The sequence below is a fragment of the Undibacterium sp. SXout20W genome (genome assembly GCF_049340285.1).
Taxonomy (GTDB): domain Bacteria; phylum Pseudomonadota; class Gammaproteobacteria; order Burkholderiales; family Burkholderiaceae_D; genus Undibacterium.
This window is the reverse complement of record NZ_JBMPPH010000023.1, coordinates 1-19,367: the sequence shown is the minus strand read 5'-3', so window position 1 is coordinate 19,367 and position 19,367 is coordinate 1. Positions and strand designations below refer to the sequence as shown.

The following is a 19,367-nucleotide window of genomic DNA, read 5'->3' as shown; positions in this document are numbered from 1 at the left end:
CTTGGTTTCGAGTGAAACGAAGCGGAATAGGTAGACCACCAAATCGGACTTGTTACCTTAGTCCTGCATCAAGATTTTTGGCGCGATTTTAAATATCGGTTTGCTAATTTATCAACTAAGACACGTTCACATAATTTGAAAACGAGATAAAAAAACATTGCGGCAATTGCATTTCTGACGAGCTCAAAAAATTGTTGTAAACCGCCATCCATAATGCCAGTCCAGCCATTATCGCTAATGTATTCTGCATTGGCCAAAATCACTTTCGCCAGATCGACACTGAGTATGCCAAAACACAAAAAACTGCTCGTCATCAGCAAAAATGCCCAGATCGGATGGCGACTTAGCCACAAGGAAAGTGTGTTTTGCTCCTACATGGCGAATTCCTCTGTGAATCAGATTTAGCCTATTGGTACGACAATTTTTTGATTGTCCGGTAAACAAGCTTACCCAAATTTTAGAACGTAGAGCACTAAAAATAAGAAACATTTACACACACTACGCACGACCTAAAAAAGACAACTCAACACACTTATCTAACCTTCAGTTCTCAGGTGCGTCATGCAGGCGACTGCTTACAAATTAGGCGCCAGCCACCGCTCTACGTCCTCTTTCGAAACACCACGGCGTGTGGCCATGTCGTTGACCTGGTCGTCACCGATTTTGCCGACACTGAAGTATTTTGATTCGGTATGGGCGAAGTAAAATCCAGACACCGCAGCACCGGGAATCATTGCCCACGATTCTGTAATAAACATATCGATTTCTTCGCACTGCATTTGCTTGAACATTGCGGTTTTGACGGTATGTTCAGGGCAAGCCGGATAGCCAGGCGCAGGGCGAATGCCGAGATAACTCTCTTTGATCAGCTCCGCATTCGTGAGTGCTTCATCGGTAGCGTAGCCCCACAAATCCTTACGGATACGTTCGTGTAAATACTCGGCAAATGCTTCTGCTAATCGATCGGCTAATGATTTCAGCATGATGCTGCTGTAATCATCATGTGCATCTTCAAAACGTTTTTCGTGCTTTTCTATACCCAAACCTGCAGTAACTGCAAACATGCCTATGTAGTCAGCGATGCCGCTGTCTTTGGGCGCGATAAAATCCGATAAACATTGGTTAGGGCGAGCCACGCCATCAATCACCGGCTTTTCAGTTTGCTGGCGGGTGCCGTAATAAGTGAAAGCTACGTCATGGCGGCTATCGTCGGTATAGATTTCTATGTCGTCATCATTCACCGTATTGGCAGGTAACAATGACACCACGCCGTTGGCGGTGAGCCAGCGCCCTTCGATGATTTTTTTCAACATTGCCTGACCTTCAGCGAATACCTTGCTCGCTGCTTCACCAACCACTTCATCGGTCAAAATCGCAGGATACGGACCTGCCAAATCCCAGGTCTGGAAGAACGGACCCCAATCGATGTAATTGGCAAGCGTCGCGAGATCGACGTTTTTAAATACGCGACGACCGATGAACTTAGGTTTGACGGGCGTATTCGCGCCGTCAAAACGGAGTTTCATTTTATTGGCACGGGCTTGTGCCAGTGTCACTAGTGGCGTGGCTTTTTTATTCGCGTGTTGCACGCGGATGCGTTCGTAATCAGTGCCTAAATCAGCGATGTATTGGTCGCGGCTTTCTGGTGTCAGCAAGGATTGTGCGACTGATACAGAACGCGATGCGTCCGGCACGTAGACGACAGGACCTTCGTAATTCGGCGCGATTTTGACAGCCGTATGAGCGCGGCTGGTGGTTGCGCCGCCAATCATCAACGGAATTTTCATCATACGGAAATGCGGATCGCGTTGCATCTCTTTAGCGACATAGGCCATTTCTTCGAGTGATGGCGTGATCAATCCTGACAGGCCAATGATGTCGGCGTTTTCTGCTTTCGCTTTCGCTAAAATTTCTGAACACGGCACCATGACGCCCATGTTTACCACTTCAAAATTATTGCATTGAAGAACCACGGTGACGATGTTTTTACCAATGTCATGCACGTCACCTTTGACGGTAGCGATGACGATTTTACCTTTGGGTTTATTGTTGCCGCTGCGCTTCTTTTCTTCTTCGATAAACGGCACCAGATGTGCCACCGCTTGCTTCATGACGCGTGCGGATTTGACGACTTGTGGCAAGAACATTTTGCCCTGACCGAATAAATCGCCGACGATATTCATGCCCGCCATCAGCGAACCTTCAATGACTTGAATTGGGCGACCGCCATCGTTCATGATCTCTTGTCGCGCTTCTTCGGTATCTTCAACGATCCATTGAGTGATGCCATGTACCATCGCATGTGCCAGTCGTTTGCCAACTGGTTCGCTACGCCATTCCAGGGTGGCTTCTTCTTTTTTGCCACCGGCTTTAAGGGTGGCGGCAAATTCAATCATGCGCTCAGTCGCGTCTTCACGGCGATTGAGCACCACGTCTTCCACGCGTTCGCGTAATTCTGGTGCCAGTTCGCTATAGACACCAACCATGCCGGCATTGACGATGCCCATGGTCATGCCTGCTTGAATCGCGTGGTATAAAAATACGGTGTGAATTGCTTCGCGTGCGGGGTCGTTGCCGCGGAAAGAAAAACTGACGTTAGACACACCACCGCTGATTTTTGCGCCTGGTAGATTTTGATGTATCCAACGTGTTGCTTCAATAAAATCCACCGCGTAATTGTTGTGTTCTTCAATACCGGTGGCGACCGCAAAAATATTCGGATCGAAAATAATATCTTGCGGATCAAAGTTTAATTTGTCGACTAAAAGGCGATACGCACGTTCGCAAATTTCTATCTTGCGTTGATACGTATCGGCTTGCCCTTTTTCATCAAAGGCCATGACGATCACCGCCGCACCATAACGTTTGCACAGTGTTGCCTGACGCAGGAATTCCGCCTCGCCTTCTTTCATGGAAATCGAGTTGACGATGGCTTTACCTTGCACGCATTTCAAACCTGCTTCAATCACCGACCATTTTGATGAGTCGATCATCAAGGGCACGCGCGCAATATCCGGTTCTGAGGCGATCAGATTCAAAAAACGCGTCATCGCGGCTTGTGAATCGAGCATCGCTTCATCCATGTTGATGTCGATGACCTGCGCACCATTTTCTACTTGCTGACGAGCGACGGCTAATGCTTCGTCGTATTGTTCATTCAAAATCAAACGCGCAAAGGCCTTGGAACCTGTGACGTTCGTTCGCTCACCAACATTGACGAACAGTGACTGCGCATCAACGGTAAATGGCTCCAGCCCTGACAATCGCATTGCTGGTTCTATGGTTGGCAAGACGCGCGGTGCCTGGGTTTGCAGAATATCGGCAATCGCCTTAATGTGCGGTGGTGTGGTGCCGCAGCAACCACCAGCGATGTTGATGAAACCTGCTTCCGCAAATTCTTTCAGCAATGCTGAGGTATCGGCAGGCAACTCATCAAAGCCTGTATCGCTCATGGGGTTAGGTAAACCGGCGTTCGGATAAATGCACACAAAGGTGTCGGCGATTTTGGATAATTCTTCGGCATACGGACGCATCAGCGCTGCGCCCAAAGCACAGTTCAAACCGATGGTCAGCGGTTTAGCATGACGGACGGAATTCCAGAAGGCTGGCACAGTTTGACCTGACAAAATACGCCCAGAGGCATCCGTCACCGTGCCAGAAATCATCATAGGCAAGGTCTTGCCAGTTTCTTCAAAATACTGGTCAATCGCAAACAACGCGGCTTTGCAATTGAGCGTATCAAAAATAGTTTCGACCAGCAGCACATCGGCACCACCTTCGACCAGACCACGGGTTTGCTCCAGATAGGCCGCGACCAGTTGATCAAACGTCACATTACGTGCGGCTGGGTCATTCACATCGGGTGAAATCGAGGCAGTTTTTGGCGTTGGACCCAAAGCACCCGCGACAAAGCGTGGTTTGTCGTCGCTCGAATATTTGTCACATGCCGCACGCGCAATTTTTGCCGCTTGCACGTTCATTTCATAGGCCAGATGTGCCATGTGGTAATCGTCTTGTGCCACCGTGGTCGCGCCAAAGGTATTGGTCTCGATCAGGTCGGCGCCAGCTGCCAGATATTGTTCGTGAATTTCCTGAATGATATGCGGCTGGGTTAAGGTCAATAATTCGTTATTGCCTTTGACGAATAATTCTTTGCCGGGAACGGCAAAATCTTTAAAACGCTCGCCGCGATAGTCTTCTTCGGTCAGCTTGTAGCGTTGGATCATGGTACCCATTGCCCCATCCAGTATCATGATGCGTTGTTGCAAGATTTCACGCAAACGGATTTCGGTGGCAGAGACTGGCAGGGATAAGTTCATGATGTTCACTCGCTAAAAGCAAAAAACCCGATCGGCTTGTGCATGCAGGCGGATCGGGCGACGTCCTTTTAGCAGCACTTATTACGCGCCCGCAATCTGAATCTCAAATCGGCGCTGGGAAAGATAAATTATACGTCAGATCAAAGGCTTGGACGTATTCTGCCCCCATTTTAGGAGATTTTGCTTATACATTGTGGTTAGATGGTTATGCGTTCTTTGCACAAAGGCAAGGTCATCAGCGTAATTTTGAGGGTCAAAAAAAAGGCGTCTCTTATGCCGAGACGCCCAATGGGAAAACAAAAGTCGAAAACTCAGGATTTGCGGCTACTAACTAAACTAGCAACAATAGAAGTCCCTAAAATGACGCCTATCGTAATCAATGAGATGTCCGTCGGTACGTGCATCCAATCGACAATGAGCATTTTGATACCGACAAACATCAGCACGAAGGCGAGTCCAAATTTCAATAAATGGAAGCGATCTGCCATATCTGCGAGTAAAAAATACAAGGCACGCAACCCCATAATGGCGAAAATATTCGACGTGAAGACGATGAAGGGATCGGTTGTCACCGCAAATATTGCGGGAATCGAATCGACAGCAAATACCACGTCTGACACTTCAATTAGTATCAGTACCAACAGCAAAGGTGTGAAAAAACGTTTGCCATCGCGTTTGATACTGAATTTTTCTGCATGAAACTCATTGGTAAATGGCAGTAGCTTTTTAGCTAATTTTAGTACTGGATTGCTGTCAACATCGGATTCATGGTTGGACGAAAGCAGCATCCGCGCACCAGTAATGAGCAAGAAAAGCCCAAACAGATACATTACCCAGGCAAATTGCGTGACCACCCAGCTACCCGCCAAAATCATGACGATACGCATGACAATGGCGCCAACTACACCGTACAGCAGGACTTTGCGTTGGTATTGGACAGGTACAGAAAAGTGACCAAAGATCAGCAAAAATACAAAGACGTTATCGACTGAAAGTGATTTTTCAATCACGTAACCGGTCAGAAATTCCATTGCTTTTGCTGTTGCGATTTCCGCACCAGCAGTTTGCTTGAGATAGAACCAGAGGCCGGCATCAAACCCTAATGCCAGACTGACCCAGATCACCGACCACACCGCCGCTTCCCGAATGCTGACTTTGTGCGCACGTGACCCGCCGAGCGCAAAGACATCAACCGCCAACATGGCAAAGACAAAGCCTATAAATACCACCCACATCCAGGGTTGAGCGACGGAATGCAACATATTTACTCCTTCTCAGCAAATCCCAACAACTGCAATAAGCTGACGAACAGATTGAACAATGTCACGTACAGATTGACGGTCGCCATGATGTAATTGGTTTCACCGCCATTGATGATGTTGCTGGTTTCGAACAAAATCATGCCGGACATCAATAACACAATGACTGCGGAAATGGTCAAAGACAACGCTGGAATCTGGAAGAAAATGGCGCCCAGACTAGCGACCAAGACCACGATCATACCAGCCATCAGAAAGCCACCCATAAAGCTAAAATCGCGTTTGCTGACTAAAACATACGCTGACAATCCCAGGAAAATCAGTCCAGTCATGCCCATCGCCGTCATAACGATCGTTGCGCCACCAGGTAAATGCAAATAGTGACTCAGGATAGGGCCAAGGCTATAACCCATAAAGCCGGTTAAGGCGAACACGGACAAAATACCCCATGCGCTATTGCGTAACTTGGTGGTCGCAAAGAGTAACCCGAAATAGCCAACTAAAGTCAGGATAGAACCCGGGCCCGGAACGGCGTAGGCGACGGTTAATCCAGCGGTCAGCGCGGAAAACAGCAATGTCATGGACAGCAACATGTAGGTGTTGCGCAAGACTTTCAGACTGTCGCTCGCTGTGCTGTCGATATAGTCAACAGTTTGCACATTGCTTGCATTGGTACGACCGGTAATTCTCATACTTTTCTCCTGAAATAATGAAGACATCGCTGTCTGGCGGCATGTCTTACCCTTTTTTAAAGAGCAAGACTAGTGTAGTAGTAAATGAACCGCAATAAAAGTCGAATATAATTGATAAATACTTCGTAAAAATCGATGCATTTTATTACCGAGCTGACTTTGTCCAATTTAAATTACAAACATTTGCACTATTTTTGGGCAGTTGCCAAGGCCGGTAGTATAGCGCGCGCCAGTGAACAGCTGCATCTTACTCCGCAAACCATCAGTGGACAGTTAAGTTTGTTTGAACAGACCCAAGGGGAAACATTATTCCGCAAAAACGGGCGTAACCTTGAGCTGACGGAGGCGGGCCGTCTGGTTTTAAGCTACGCAGAAGATATTTTCGCGCTTGGGCAAGAATTAGAAGAAGTATTACACCATCGTCCGACCGAGCGCACGTTGCAATTGCGGGTCGGGGTCTCAGATGCGTTACCGAAAATCGTTGCGTATAAATTATTGGAACCAGCGCTGCAATTGCCACAAACCTTACGCATTAATTGTCGCGAAGGTAAATTGGATATGTTGCTGGCCGAGTTGGCAGCACATAAATTGGATGTCGTGATTTCAGATAGCCCGATGCCGGCGAACGCCAAGGTGCGGGCTTATAACCATTTGCTGGGTGAATCCGGTGTGAGTTTCTTTGCTACTTCAGGGTTGAGTGCGCAATTTCCTGCCCCTTTCCCCGCATGTCTTGAAGGGGCGCCGCTATTGCTGCCTGGGGAAGATGCCGCCATGCGCTCACGTTTATTACAGTGGATCGATCAACAAGAATTGCATCCACGAATTGCTGGCGAATTTGACGACAGTGCATTGATGAGCGCTTTTGGCCAGGCTGGCGCTGGCATGTTTGCTGCCCCCAGCGTGATTGCAGACATGGTAATGCGACAGTACGATGTTAATTTGATCGGCAGCACGGACGATATTTGTGAACAGTTCTATGCCATTTCAGTGCAGCGTAAATTGACCCATCCGGCAGTGTTGGCGATCAGTCATGCGGCGCAGGGCGCGATGTTTAGAACCTGAACTCGATATGTGCGCATTATTCGCGTTAAAGCTATATTGATTATGGGGAGTATATGGCGATTCTTTTGAAGAGTCATTGCAAATACTCATTGAAGCGACATCAAATATCTATACTGATAGGGAGTATATTGATACACCGCGTTCGCAGTAGTCGCGGAACGCGGTGTCTCTGACGCCAGAATTAATGACGGCCGAGCAAAGATTTAACGGTTCTGTCCATCGGCAATGCGTAATCGTAAGTGCCAAGGACGATGTTGTCGCCCGGACGAATAAGCTTCAGATTCACGAATACTAATTTTTCGCTTTCCGCATAGGTTCCAACAATCACGGCTTGTGCAGCGTGATCTTTTGCCACTTCTTTAATTTCGCGAGTCAATAAAAGTTCGCCGACATTTTGTTTAATGAACACTTTGTCGCGAAATTTCATCTCTACCATTTGATAGCCGGAGCGAGAAAATTGACCGGACACTTGTTCTGCCACGATACGGCCAAACGGCGAAGATTCTTCTAACGCGTTGATGTTGGCCAGTGTCGCTACGATCAACGGACGTGATTTATCTAAAGAATTGGCCGCCGCCGCGATCAACGCCGCCGCTGCTCTTTGGTTGGTGGGGATGAATTCGTTGGTTTCTGCCTCTTTCCACGAGAGTGCCTGGGCAGACGTGGCTGAAGAGTTGCCGCCGAAATTATTCAGGGATGAGCAGCCGCTGATTAACACGCCGCAGCTAATAGCAAGTACAAGTGGTTTCAACATTATTGGCCTCCGGTGACTTTAAAAGTAAATTCAGCATCCTTGTTATAAAGGGACGCATCGTATTCATTGACAGGATATGCATCAGTGCGTCGAGCGACATATTGCGCATTTTTGATCAGCGATGTGGTGACAATCACTTCGTACATAGGTAGATTTTCATTGTTAGTCGATGAAACCACTCCAGCAACTCCCATGAAATGCTGATTTGCTTGATTTTGTGCTTTGTCCGAGGAAAAGCGTACTAATTGTGTATCAATGTCGATGATTTGTGCTGTGCCATCGTTAAATTTTCTGACAGTCACACCTTGATTCACCAGTGAAGTAACGACCTGTGTATAAAAAGCTTGCGCGAAATGACTTCGGTTCGCGGGTGGTGTAACAAAGACCGGAGCACCAATTTTATCAGTACCGAGCTTAATTTGATCCGCCACATCTTTCGCGATGAGTAACCAGTTTGATGCCGCATTGCCACTAGCCACTTTGTCAGCGGTAGTCGTGTTGTACTTAGCATCATTGTAAAACGGTGTGGAGCAACCCGTTAGCAGCATTATTGCGCAGGCAACAGGTACAAATATCTTCATGCACTTACCTTTTTAAATTCTTGTCAGGATCGACACGATAGTGGCATCGATGCTGGCCGATGCCCTGATCGACATTGAGCCTCAGAGAATACAACAAGTATTACCAGATAACAAAGAATTTGCTCCATACCAACAAGGTTTCGGATGTTTATCCGCCGAATTGGGAGACAGTGGTCCTATTGGTAAGATTGCTGTCGCTTTTTTGCTGCACGCCGTCTTAAATCAAGAGAACTTCGTACCTACACTCAGCGGAAAACCCTGTAAAAATTCCGCAGCGGGAAGTCGCTTACCACCTGGCTTTTGCAATTCGGTGAGTTGCAGACAGCCTGTACCACAGGCAACGATGATACCGTCATTTGCGGATGCGCTAAGTATTTCTCCCGGCACTGGCGTGTCATCATATGCCGCTGGCGGCAGTGCGCGTGCATGGAACACTTTGATCGTTTTATCGCCGTATTGTGTATGTGTGCCAGGGAAAGGGTTGAAAGCGCGGATTTTTCTTGACAAGCTTTCAGCCGACAATACCCAGTCTAAAGCCGCTTCTTCTTTGCTGATTTTGGCAGCGTATGTGATGCCAAGTTCCGGTTGAACGGTTGCCGGTAGCTCACCCAATGCCAATCGTTGTAATGCTTGCACGATCAAGTTACCACCTAACGCTGCCAACGTATCGTGCAAAGAGCCTGTGGTGTCGGTGTCCGCAATGGCGACACGTTCTGCCAATAGCATAGGCCCAGTGTCGAGGCCCTCTTCCATTTGCATGATCGTAATCCCCGTCTCCGGGTCACCCACTTCAATCGCACGGTGGATAGGCGCAGCTCCGCGCCAGCGTGGCAACAAAGAGCCGTGAATGTTCAGGCAGCCAAGTGGTGGGATGTTTAACACTGACAACGGCAAAATCAATCCATATGCTGCTACCACCATAACGTCATGTGGTGTGCTGTGCAGCAAAGTATGTGCTTCGGCAGCCACAGCGGGATATTTACCATCCAAACGAAGCGATACCGGTTGCGCAACTGGAATGTTATGTGCCAGAGCGTATTGTTTAACCGCTGAAGCGTGCAATTGCATACCACGTCCCGCAGGACGATCTGGTTGCGTCAATACCAGAACAATTTCGTGGCCAGCCTCATGGATCGCTGCCAATGCTGTCGCGGCAAATTCTGGCGTGCCGGCAAAAATTACCTTCATCGGCGGTTCGCCTCTTTGCGTGCGATTTCGCGCTCTTCTTTGACCATCTTGGTTTTGATGCGATTACGCTTCAACGGCGACAGGTACTCTACAAATACTTTGCCGAGTAAATGATCCATTTCATGCTGAATGCAAACGGCCAACAAGCCATCGGCATGAACTTCAAATGGCAATCCATTGGCATTAAGTGCTTTGACTTTGACTTCGGCAGGACGCTCTACACCATCGTAGACACCAGGAACCGACAGGCAGCCTTCGTCATAGACCTTCTTCTCAGGGCTAGCCCAAATAATCTCAGGATTGATAAAAACTTGCAATTGATCATTTGTTTCTGAAGTATCAATCACGACTAATTGCTCGTGGACATCTACTTGCGATGCAGCAAGTCCGACGCCAGGGGCGTCGTACATAGTTTCTGCCATATCGGCAATGAGTTTTTTCAATCGCTCATCAAAAACGGTGACCGGTTTTGCCTTCTTGTGAAGACGCGGATCGGGATAACGCAAAATATTTAATATGGACATAAGACTTTTCACAACAAGCCGTGGAGGCAATTGCGCTGTTTTTCTTGCTAGTTCAAGGATTTATGGGCAGAATTTGATTCAATTTGGCAAGTTTTGCAAGCGTTTGCCTGCGTGCTTGCCAGTTTGCTGTTTCGCAGCATCTTGCATCGGATAATGTACATGAAAAAGTTTAGCACAATCACCGCCATCCTCGCCGCTGGTCTTTCATTTGCTTCAGGAGTTTCACTTGCAAATCCGGCGGATGCAACCATTGCGCAAGCGCAAACTGTCGCAAATAGTAGCAAATGTACATTTTTACCAGATGCGCCGGATAAACATCTCGTCGTCAGAGGGGACACGTTGTGGGGGATTTCTGCGCAATTTTTACAGAATCCGTGGTGTTGGCCACAAGTCTGGGGCATGAATAAAGAGGATATTCGAAATCCGCATTGGATTTATCCCGGACAAATTGTGTATTTTGATCGGATTAATCAACGTTTGCGTTTGGCAAACGTGTCGAGTAATGGGAATGGCAACGGAGACGGCTCGTCAGGCGGCGTCCCGACGGTCAAATGGACGCCCCATTCACGTGTTGAGGGACTTGGCGCAGACGCTATCCCGTCGATCCCTTCAGCGGTTATTGAACCGTTCTTATCGCAGCCTTTGATTATCGAGGCAAATGCACTTGATCGAACTCCGCGCATTGTCGCCGCCAGCGAAAGTCGGGTGAATATGGGACAAGGCGAAAAAGCGTATGTCAGGGGCGATCTTGATGGTGGCACTTCATTCCAGGTATTTCGTCCCGGCGTCGCTTTAAAGGATCCTGATAACGGCCAGGTAATCGGTTTCGAGGCTGCATTTGTCGGCACCTTAAAGCTCGACCGTGAAGCAGGTGACGAGGGCGATGTTCACACGTTTATCGTCGTCAAATCAAAAGAAGAAATGTCCGTTGGCGATCGTTTACTGCCATTGCCACCGACCCCCATCTTAAATTACGTCCCGCACCCACCTTCCGAAGACGTCAGAGGGCGGGTTGTCAGCGTATATGGCGGCGTATCAGTTGCTGGCCAGAATCAGATCGTTGCCATTAATCGCGGAAGTGAAAGTGGCATCAATACTGGGATGGTCTTAGCCTTAGAACGCCATGGTGAGACGATCATCGATCGTACTGATGAAAACCGTCGCGTAAAATTACCTGACGAGTTATATGGCAATGTATTTATTTTCCGGGTGTTCGACAATATCTCTTACGGCTTGATTATGCAGGTGAAAGACTTCGTTAAAGTTGGCGATGTTGCCCGTTCGCCGCAGTAATTAGCAGATTGACTGACAAGGTCGCCATTTGTCCGCTGACTTTTTATCTTGGTTGCAGCTAGAGCAAACGCCTGGGGTTGGTGCGGGAACAGCTTACAAGTTGCTGCGGACATTTGGTTTACCTCAACAAATTTTCGCAAGTAGCTATGAACAGCTGACTACCGTAGTAACACCTCGCATCGCCAAGGCTTTGTTGCAACCACCATCAGTTACGCTACTTGCCTTGTTTGAAAAAACGCAGAACTGGTGCCAACAGCCACAAAATCAGATCATCACACTTGCGGATGATCGTTATCCGCGTTCTTTGTTAGAGATCGCTGATCCCCCTATTCTTTTGTATGTTAAAGGTCGAATAGAACTACTGTCCGCTCCTGGCGTCGGTGTTGTTGGTAGTCGCAATGCAACCCTCCAGGGCCTACGAAATGCCGAACAATTTTCGGAAGCCTTGAGTCAGGCTGGTTTAACTATTAGCTCTGGTCTTGCTGCTGGTATCGACGCTGCAGCGCATCAAGGCGCATTACGCGGGCGGGGCGCGACAATCGCCGTTATTGGTACCGGCGCTGATATTGTTTATCCAGCAAAGAATCATCAACTTGCACATACTATATCTGGTAAAGGTTGTATAGTCAGTGAATACTCACTCGGTACACCTGCAATAGCGGCTAATTTCCCGCGAAGAAACAGAATAATTTCTGGCTTAGCACTAGGAGTTTTGGTCGTCGAAGCGGCAGTACAATCGGGGTCGCTGATCACCGCAAGAATGGCCGCCGAGCAAGGACGCGATATTTTTGCCATACCTGGCTCTATACATTCACCGCTCTCAAAGGGCAATCATCAGCTGATAAAACAAGGCGCGAAACTAGTTGAGTCGGCCCAAGATATTTTAGAGGAATTACAAGTTGCCTTTCCACCGCAAAAGTCAGTGAAGTTATTGGCAGATACCGATTTGTGCCATATAGAAAAAACAGCACCCGGATTGTTAGCAAAAATCACTTATGAACCGACCCCTCTAGATTTGTTGGTGCAATATAGTGGGCTCGATATCGCAAGTCTATCTGCACACTTGCTGGATTTAGAGTTAGCTGGACGCGTTGAAGCCTTACCGGGAGCTCTTTATCGTCGGTTGGTCTGAATAACTTAAGGTCGTTTGCTGCCTGCCACTTTATTAAGTGAATCAGAGGCGGTTCTCACGTGAAGAAATTTCTTTTAAATATGTTTTATAGGTATTTTGATACGTTTTTATAGTCGTTATTTCGAATATCGTTGATTCCGAAGGACACGCAGTGTATTAAAAAATGAAAAACAAAGCCGTAATCAGTGCTAAGGGACTTGTCCGAATCTGCTGCAACAGATAGAGTAGTGCTATGTTTGATATCCTTGTTTACCTCTACGAAACTTATTACCGGCCCGACGCTTGCCCGGATACTGCGGCCTTGGTCAAAAAATTATCTGCGGTTGGTTTCCCTGAAGATGAAATTTCAGAAGCACTTGATTGGTTGACTGGCTTAGCCCTCACGACTGATGAGAAGCAACCAGCACCGAAGAGCTCAAGTGGTTTTCGTGTATATGCTCCTATTGAAATTTCAGCACTAGGGACGCAAGCAATCGGTTTTATTCAATTTTTAGAATCGGCCGGTTTATTATCTTCTCTACAACGTGAAATCGTCATTGAACGTGCTTTGGCAGTGAATGAATCGCCGCTGCCGTTAGATAAACTGCGTATCATTGTTCTGATGATGTTGTGGAGTCAGGGTGCCGAACCTGATATGCTGATGTTTGATGAATTATTGTTGTCAGATGACGACAATGCCACTCGCCTTTTGCACTAATCATTCCAATATACTAAGATTTTTAACAAAAATCGTATATTGATAATGTTTTTTAGACTGCCACGCTGATCATTCCACGCTAATTTAGGTTAGTCTTACGCTTATTTGCGGAAAATGTTGTACATTCGACATTGTTTTCCTTGCACCGAACACCATTCGAGAATCCCGAAATGACAAAAACGCTCATCATTGCCGAAAAACCCTCAGTCGCCGCCGATATTGCGAAAGCATTGGGAGGTTTCACTAAGCATGATGATTATTTTGAATCTGATGACTACGTCTTGTCTTCAGCAGTTGGTCATTTATTAGAAATTACTGTTCCAGAAGAATACGACGTCAAGCGCGGCAAATGGAGTTTCACGCATTTACCGATGATTCCTCCGTACTTCGCCTTGAATCCGATTGCAAAAACCGAAACGCGTTTAAAAGTGCTGACGAAGTTAATTAAGCGCAAAGATGTTTCCGCGCTGATCAACGCATGTGACGCGGGCCGCGAGGGAGAGCTAATTTTTCGTTTGATTGCTCAACATGCAAAAGCCAAGCAATCTGTCAAACGTCTATGGCTGCAATCGATGACACCCGGGGCAATACGTGACGGCTTTCAAAAGTTGCGCAGCGATGACGATATGATGCCTTTAGCAGATGCAGCGCGTTGTCGTTCAGAATCCGATTGGCTGATTGGCATTAATGGCACGCGTGCCATGACCGCTTTCAATTCCAAAGAAGGTGGGTTTTATTTGACCACCGTTGGTCGTGTACAAACGCCAACCTTGTCAATCGTTGTCGAGCGCGAAGAAAAAATTAAGAAGTTTGTGTCACGTGATTTTTGGGAGGTTCGTGCCGAATTCGTCTGTGCTGTTGGTATCTATGAAGGCCGGTGGATGGATCAGCAATTCAAAAAAGATGAACACGACCCCGAGAAAAAAGCCGAACGCCTGTGGAGTAAGCTCGCTGCCGACACGATTGTCGCCGCTTGTCGTGGCCGTCAGGGCAATGTTACTGAAGAATCAAAACCAGCCACACAAATGGCGCCGGGCTTATTTGATTTGACCAGTTTGCAGCGGGAAGCGAATGCTAAATTTGGTTTTTCTGCCAAAAATACGCTGGGTCTGGCGCAAGCATTGTATGAAAAACACAAAGTATTGACGTACCCACGTACCGACTCTCGCCATTTGCCAGAAGACTATCTGGATACAGTGAAGCAGACTTTGAGTACTATTTCGGAAAGCAACAATTATCATCAGTTTGCAAGCCAGATTTTGAAAAGTAATTGGGTCAAACCGAATAAACGGATTTTCGATAACAGCAAGATCAGCGATCACTTTGCGATCATCCCTACTGGTCAGGCACCGAAAAACTTATCGGAGCCCGAACAAAAATTATATGACCTGGTAACACGTCGTTTTATGGCCGTGTTTTTCCCCGCCGCCGAATTTCAGGTCACTACACGTATTACGGAAGTCACCGGCCATCACTTTAAAACCGAAGGCAAGGTCATGACCAATGCCGGCTGGCTGGCAATTTATGGAAAAGAGGCACTGGAAGAAAAAGATACTGACGGCAAAGGAACCCTGGTTGCCGTTGCAAAAGGTGAAAAAGTCTTAGCGGATCATGTTACATCGCACGGTCTCGTCACCAAACCACCTGCGCGTTACAGTGAAGCAACCTTACTGTCAGCGATGGAAGGTGCCGGAAAACTCGTTGATGATGGCGATTTGCGTGATGCGATGGCAGGCAAAGGCCTGGGAACTCCGGCGACACGCGCGGCGATTATTGAAGGTTTATTGACAGAAAAATATCTGCTGCGTGAAGGTCGCGAGTTGATGCCAACTGCCAAAGCATTCCAGTTGATGACTTTGTTACGTGGCCTTGGTGTGGATGAGTTGACTTCCCCAGAGTTGACAGGTGAGTGGGAATATAAACTCTCGCAAATGGAAAAAGGCAAAATCAGTCGCGAAGAATTTATGCGCGAAATTGCCCAGATGACACAAATTATCGTTAAGCGTGCCAAAGAGTACGACAATGACACAATACCTGGTGACTATGCAACTTTGCACACGCCGTGCCCCCATTGTGGCGGCGTGGTAAAGGAAAACTATCGCCGTTTTGCGTGCACCAAATGTGAATTCTCTATGAGCAAAACACCTGGTAGTCGTCAATTTGAAGTGGCAGAAGTCGAAGAACTATTGGCAAAACGCGAAATTGGTCCACTGCAAGGTTTCCGTTCAAAAATGGGTAGACCGTTTGCCGCGGTCTTGAAAATTGTCCCAGACAGCGAGCATAATAATCTCAAGCTGGAATTTGACTTTGGACAAAACCAGGATGATGGTGAAGAGGGTGAGGGCGTTGATTTTAGTGCCCAGACTTCTCTCGGTCCTTGCCCAAAATGCGGTAACGGCGTTTATGAAATGCCCCTGAACTATGTGTGCGAAAAGTCAATGGCAAAACCGAAAGCTTGCGATTTCCGTAGTGGACGCATCATTTTGCAACAAGAAATTCTGCCAGAACAAATGGTGAAACTGTTGGTTGATGGTAAAACTGATTTATTACCTGGTTTCGTCTCACAACGTACCCGTCGTCCGTTTAAAGCTTTTTTGGTGAGGGGTAAAGACGGTAAGGTCAGTTTTGAATTTGAAGAACGTAAAGCAAAAGCCCCAGCTGCGGGCAAAGCAGCAACCAAATCTAAAGCGTCTACTGCTGAAAAAGTAGCTGACATCGTAGATGCACCAGTAAAAAAAGTAGCAGCACGTAAAAAGAAAGCAGCTTAATACGACTCTTTCGAGCCGATTGTAATCCGGATTAGTTTGCACAATCTTGCAAACAAAAATCAGGATTTTGTATATTGTATGAAGTAATTTATGCAATAGGATCAGTATGCAGCCGAAGGAAATACTCGCTAGTGCGCGTTCGGGGTTTTTCGATAGCTTTCAAAATGCGGTGCAATTCATTGTGCCATCTGCTATTGAGGCCCTATTTGTCAAGGCATCTACATGCAATTCCCCGCTAGAAAAGGCGGCGATTTTTCGCGCCCGTGTGCTTTTACAAGAAAATCGTGATGAATTAGTTCGACAAATGAATCTGAATATGGATCAGTTGCTTAGCAGAAGTATTGCAACTACCTATGACGCCTTTCGCCCAACGTTATCAGCCTTATCATTATCATTAGACAAAGTTGGCTTGCTGGATTCGTCGACTTTTGAAAATTCCCTGCGTTTTAATAACATTATGCAGCTTTTCCGCGATGCTGCCGAACAGGAGTTGGTTGATTTAAATCTTCGTCTGGCAGTGTTATTTGGACAAGATGACATTCGCGAACGTGAAAATCCATTTCGCCCCTATCTCCTGGCTCGCTGTATTTCGCTCGCCGTTGATAGTCTGAAATTTTCACCCGAGCTGACTGCGATACTCATAACGCAAATCGGTGAGAGTATCACTTTCAACGTTAAAGAGATGTACCAAGTTGCCAATGCAGCATTTGCCAAACATGGGATTAGCTCGCAACTGACGTTAAAGATAAATAAAGCACCAAAAATCCAGGCACCTCGGCCGGCATTATCGGCACTATTTGAGGATGTACAGTCACACCATCTCGGTGTGAAACGCACAGATGCGCGGAGCCCGTCAGCTCCCAAACCCGCCTACAATGTTCCTCCGGCGGACTTTCCGCAGCTCATGACGAAGCCTGCCATCAATATCGAACAATTATTAATGGCTGTACGTGGACGTGCTGGCTTCTCTATCGCTCCGGCAGATCAGATTATCCTTGGGAATCGTGAGCCCGGCCCATTGAATTGGCTTGAAGGTGGTGGCGCCCTTGGAGATTCATTGCGCATTGCATTTGGTGCTGAAGATGATTTAAGCTGGGAAACTAAATCCAGAGTTCGCCCACCACCACAGCCTTCGGATTCGACGATTAGCGTCGATAAGCAAAATTTAGCTGCTATCCGAGACTTAGTACAGCAACTCCAGAAAGCTCATCAGCAGGAAGTTTCAGCTGGCAATATCCCCGCTTCAGCGGCAAAATTTTCATTTGCCGGACTGGACTGCCACGACGTTATTGGTCAGATGCATAAATTGCTGACGCCAGCAGCGAAGGATATGATCAACGAGCGTGGCGAGATACGGAACTTGATTCATGAACAGCGCGATGTTTTGATGCAACTTGTCCGCACGAGGCAAGCGCAAATGAGAATTGATATTGTCGCGTTGATCTTTGAATCCATGTTATTCGATTCCTTGCTTCCTATTGACTTGCGGATTCAAATTGGTCGCGTGCAATTTCTTTACTTGCAGTTGGCCTTGATTGATCAGCATTTTTTGATCTCAAGCCAACATCCGGCACGTTTATTATTGAATCGCATTGCCTCCGTCACGATCGCCGTGCAGCATATCGATTCGCAAAAACTGCAGTTTGCAACGGAAGTCGAGCGTATCTTTAAAACGCTCGTTCAGCACGACTGTAGTATCCCAGGATTGTTCCAAAGAATTATTAATCGCTTCGATATTTTTGTTTTGCGGGAATTGCGCATCCAGAACAAGGTCATAAGACGCACCGTTAAGTCGATCGAGGAAGCGCAAATTCGGTTTAGCCAGTTCGAACAAACATCGAACACCATGAAGGCTGCGCTTTCTAGCTTAGTTTTGCCGACACCATTTCTGACTTTTCTCGAAAACGAGTGGGTCAGAGCGATTAATATCGCTGACCGACAAAATCCAGAATTGGCGGGAGATTTTAGGAAGTTTGTCCCTGATGTCATCTGGAGTATCCGCCCTAAGGTCACTCAAGAGGAGAGGTTGTTATTTGCCGAATTAGTTCCGCCAATGATGGATTGTTTAAAGCGGGGCATGGAAATTTCAGAGTTGAGTCAATTTAAACAAAATGCATTAACCAACTGGTTGGCGGACGCACACTCGCGCGCATTAAAGCCCACACCAGGCACAAATTCCGATCTCTCCCTGGAAGAAGTTCGTACTCTGTTTGGGGAATTTTCAAAACAACCTGCTCTGATAATCTCAGACATTGCGACAGGGGACAAGTCGCAAGAAATGCGCAAGTATTTAATAGATATTTTGTCTGAGCTAGGATTGACCATCATGATGCTCACAGAAGAAGAGTTCAACTCCAGAGGCACACAAGAGGATTCGATTCGCTTAACTCAACCATTGAAGGTAACAGACGCCAACGAAATGAAGGCGCGACTGGTCGCTGGTACAGCGATTGAAATGAGTTTAGATGGAAGCTTCTGGCGCGGATGTGTGCACTGGAGTAGTCCTGGAACAAATAGCTTGGTTCTGAGTTTTAAATCTCATGCTGCGCCGGGTTTTATCACCATCGATGATTTTTGCCATCATCTAAATCATGGAACAGCAAGGTTATTGGAAAATGCAAGTCTATTTGATAGATCGATTTTATCCGTTCTAAAGTCCGCCGATGCCCTTGATAGATAGCAGATAGATAGATAGCAGATAGATAGCAGATCAAAATCAGAAAAGCGATCCGTACTAATTTCTTTATTCCATATAAATAATTTATGCTTAAAGCTTGCTTTCATAGGCATGCCTTTGCTATAGTTCTCCTCCCGCTAAAACGGGAAGTAAGAAGAAAGCAGCAGCCAGGTAACTCCGGTGGTTTGATTTGATGAAGTTGGCGCGAAAGCGACAAGATCTGCATAAGATGCATCGAAACGAACAGCAAAAGCAGCAAGGGAGTTGACAGGGTAAATAAAGTGCTGCATAATCTCGCTTCTCTGCTGCAAACGAACACAACGCTTCGTTGCTAAATCAGGTAAATAAATGCTTAGATTTGAGCGGAAAAGAATTTACACCATTCGGTTCTTTAACAATTAACAGTCAATAAATGTGAGCA

The 19,367-nt window shown here is 46.9% G+C and carries 14 protein-coding genes; 6 read left to right on the top strand and 8 right to left on the bottom strand.

Annotation, left to right across the window (positions count from 1 at the left end):
- Nucleotides 1–68 precede the first annotated feature (68 nt).
- The 4 genes from ACO0K1_RS12655 to ACO0K1_RS12640 all read right to left on the bottom strand — a co-directional run bounded on the left by ACO0K1_RS12655 (nucleotide 69) and on the right by ACO0K1_RS12640 (nucleotide 6,264).
- Nucleotides 69–314, bottom strand: coding sequence for a hypothetical protein (locus ACO0K1_RS12655; RefSeq protein WP_423026225.1), 246 nt, complete (start codon nucleotides 312–314; stop codon nucleotides 69–71).
- Nucleotides 315–575: 261 nt separating this feature from the next.
- Nucleotides 576–4,319: a methionine synthase gene (metH, locus tag ACO0K1_RS12650; protein WP_423026224.1), complete on the bottom strand. Its 3,744-nt coding sequence runs from the start codon at nucleotides 4,317–4,319 to the stop codon at nucleotides 576–578.
- Nucleotides 4,320–4,630: 311 nt separating this feature from the next.
- Nucleotides 4,631–5,581, bottom strand: a complete 951-nt coding sequence (locus ACO0K1_RS12645; protein ID WP_423026222.1) for a TerC family protein — start codon at nucleotides 5,579–5,581, stop codon at nucleotides 4,631–4,633.
- A 2-nt stretch (nucleotides 5,582–5,583) separates the two neighbouring features.
- Nucleotides 5,584–6,264 carry a Bax inhibitor-1/YccA family protein gene (locus tag ACO0K1_RS12640; protein WP_423026302.1) on the bottom strand — a complete coding sequence of 227 codons (681 nt, stop codon included), beginning with the start codon at nucleotides 6,262–6,264 and terminating at the stop codon, nucleotides 5,584–5,586.
- A 165-nt stretch (nucleotides 6,265–6,429) separates the two neighbouring features.
- On the opposite strand from ACO0K1_RS12640, the gene nhaR reads away from it, so the two are divergent.
- The gene (gene nhaR / locus ACO0K1_RS12635; protein WP_423026300.1) at nucleotides 6,430–7,332 is read left to right on the top strand and encodes a transcriptional activator NhaR; all 903 of its coding nucleotides are present in this window, start codon (nucleotides 6,430–6,432) and stop codon (nucleotides 7,330–7,332) included.
- 181 nt (nucleotides 7,333–7,513) lie between these two features.
- On the opposite strand, the gene ACO0K1_RS12630 is transcribed toward nhaR, so the two are convergent.
- The 4 genes from ACO0K1_RS12630 to def all read right to left on the bottom strand — a co-directional run bounded on the left by ACO0K1_RS12630 (nucleotide 7,514) and on the right by def (nucleotide 10,379).
- Entirely contained in the window at nucleotides 7,514–8,086 is a 573-nt protein-coding gene (locus ACO0K1_RS12630) for a FlgO family outer membrane protein (protein WP_423026220.1), read from the bottom strand.
- Nucleotides 8,086–8,667, bottom strand: coding sequence for a hypothetical protein (locus ACO0K1_RS12625; protein WP_423026218.1), 582 nt, complete (start codon nucleotides 8,665–8,667; stop codon nucleotides 8,086–8,088). The genes ACO0K1_RS12630 and ACO0K1_RS12625 overlap by 1 nt, the downstream gene beginning before the upstream one ends.
- A gap of 222 nt (nucleotides 8,668–8,889) precedes the next feature.
- Nucleotides 8,890–9,855, bottom strand: coding sequence for a methionyl-tRNA formyltransferase (gene fmt, locus ACO0K1_RS12620; RefSeq protein WP_423026216.1), 966 nt, complete (start codon nucleotides 9,853–9,855; stop codon nucleotides 8,890–8,892).
- Nucleotides 9,852–10,379: a peptide deformylase gene (gene def, locus ACO0K1_RS12615; RefSeq protein ID WP_423026214.1), complete on the bottom strand. Its 528-nt coding sequence runs from the start codon at nucleotides 10,377–10,379 to the stop codon at nucleotides 9,852–9,854. Before def ends, fmt begins: the two co-directional genes overlap by 4 nt.
- A gap of 159 nt (nucleotides 10,380–10,538) precedes the next feature.
- On the opposite strand from def, the gene ACO0K1_RS12610 reads away from it, so the two are divergent.
- The 5 genes from ACO0K1_RS12610 (at nucleotide 10,539) to ACO0K1_RS12590 (ending at nucleotide 18,949) form a co-directional block, all read left to right on the top strand.
- Complete coding sequence (locus ACO0K1_RS12610; RefSeq protein WP_423026212.1) at nucleotides 10,539–11,672, top strand: LysM peptidoglycan-binding domain-containing protein; 1,134 nt, start codon at nucleotides 10,539–10,541, stop codon at nucleotides 11,670–11,672.
- Between the two features lie 28 nt (nucleotides 11,673–11,700).
- Entirely contained in the window at nucleotides 11,701–12,804 is a 1,104-nt protein-coding gene (dprA, locus tag ACO0K1_RS12605) for a DNA-processing protein DprA (RefSeq protein ID WP_423026210.1), read from the top strand.
- Nucleotides 12,805–13,036: 232 nt separating this feature from the next.
- Nucleotides 13,037–13,501 carry a DUF494 family protein gene (locus ACO0K1_RS12600; protein ID WP_423026208.1) on the top strand — a complete coding sequence of 155 codons (465 nt, stop codon included), beginning with the start codon at nucleotides 13,037–13,039 and terminating at the stop codon, nucleotides 13,499–13,501.
- Nucleotides 13,502–13,671: 170 nt separating this feature from the next.
- Nucleotides 13,672–16,269: a DNA topoisomerase III gene (locus tag ACO0K1_RS12595; RefSeq protein ID WP_423026206.1), complete on the top strand. Its 2,598-nt coding sequence runs from the start codon at nucleotides 13,672–13,674 to the stop codon at nucleotides 16,267–16,269.
- Nucleotides 16,270–16,375: 106 nt separating this feature from the next.
- Nucleotides 16,376–18,949, top strand: a complete 2,574-nt coding sequence (locus ACO0K1_RS12590) for a DUF1631 family protein (RefSeq protein WP_423026204.1) — start codon at nucleotides 16,376–16,378, stop codon at nucleotides 18,947–18,949.
- Nucleotides 18,950–19,367: the final 418 nt, after the last annotated feature.

Excerpts from the sequence above, each read along its gene's own strand:
- ACO0K1_RS12610 (WP_423026212.1), top strand. The coding sequence starts at position 10,539 with ATGAAAAAGTTTAGCACAATCACCGCCATCCTCGCCGCTGGTCTTTCA.
- ACO0K1_RS12590 (WP_423026204.1), top strand. The coding sequence starts at position 16,376 with ATGCAGCCGAAGGAAATACTCGCTAGTGCGCGTTCGGGGTTTTTCGAT.
- ACO0K1_RS12630 (WP_423026220.1), bottom strand. The coding sequence starts at position 8,086 with ATGTTGAAACCACTTGTACTTGCTATTAGCTGCGGCGTGTTAATCAGC.
- ACO0K1_RS12645 (WP_423026222.1), bottom strand. The coding sequence starts at position 5,581 with ATGTTGCATTCCGTCGCTCAACCCTGGATGTGGGTGGTATTTATAGGC.
- fmt (WP_423026216.1), bottom strand. The coding sequence starts at position 9,855 with ATGAAGGTAATTTTTGCCGGCACGCCAGAATTTGCCGCGACAGCATTG.
- metH (WP_423026224.1), bottom strand. The coding sequence starts at position 4,319 with ATGAACTTATCCCTGCCAGTCTCTGCCACCGAAATCCGTTTGCGTGAA.
- ACO0K1_RS12600 (WP_423026208.1), top strand. The coding sequence starts at position 13,037 with ATGTTTGATATCCTTGTTTACCTCTACGAAACTTATTACCGGCCCGAC.
- ACO0K1_RS12595 (WP_423026206.1), top strand. The coding sequence starts at position 13,672 with ATGACAAAAACGCTCATCATTGCCGAAAAACCCTCAGTCGCCGCCGAT.
- ACO0K1_RS12625 (WP_423026218.1), bottom strand. The coding sequence starts at position 8,667 with ATGAAGATATTTGTACCTGTTGCCTGCGCAATAATGCTGCTAACGGGT.
- def (WP_423026214.1), bottom strand. The coding sequence starts at position 10,379 with ATGTCCATATTAAATATTTTGCGTTATCCCGATCCGCGTCTTCACAAG.
- ACO0K1_RS12655 (WP_423026225.1), bottom strand. The coding sequence starts at position 314 with ATGACGAGCAGTTTTTTGTGTTTTGGCATACTCAGTGTCGATCTGGCG.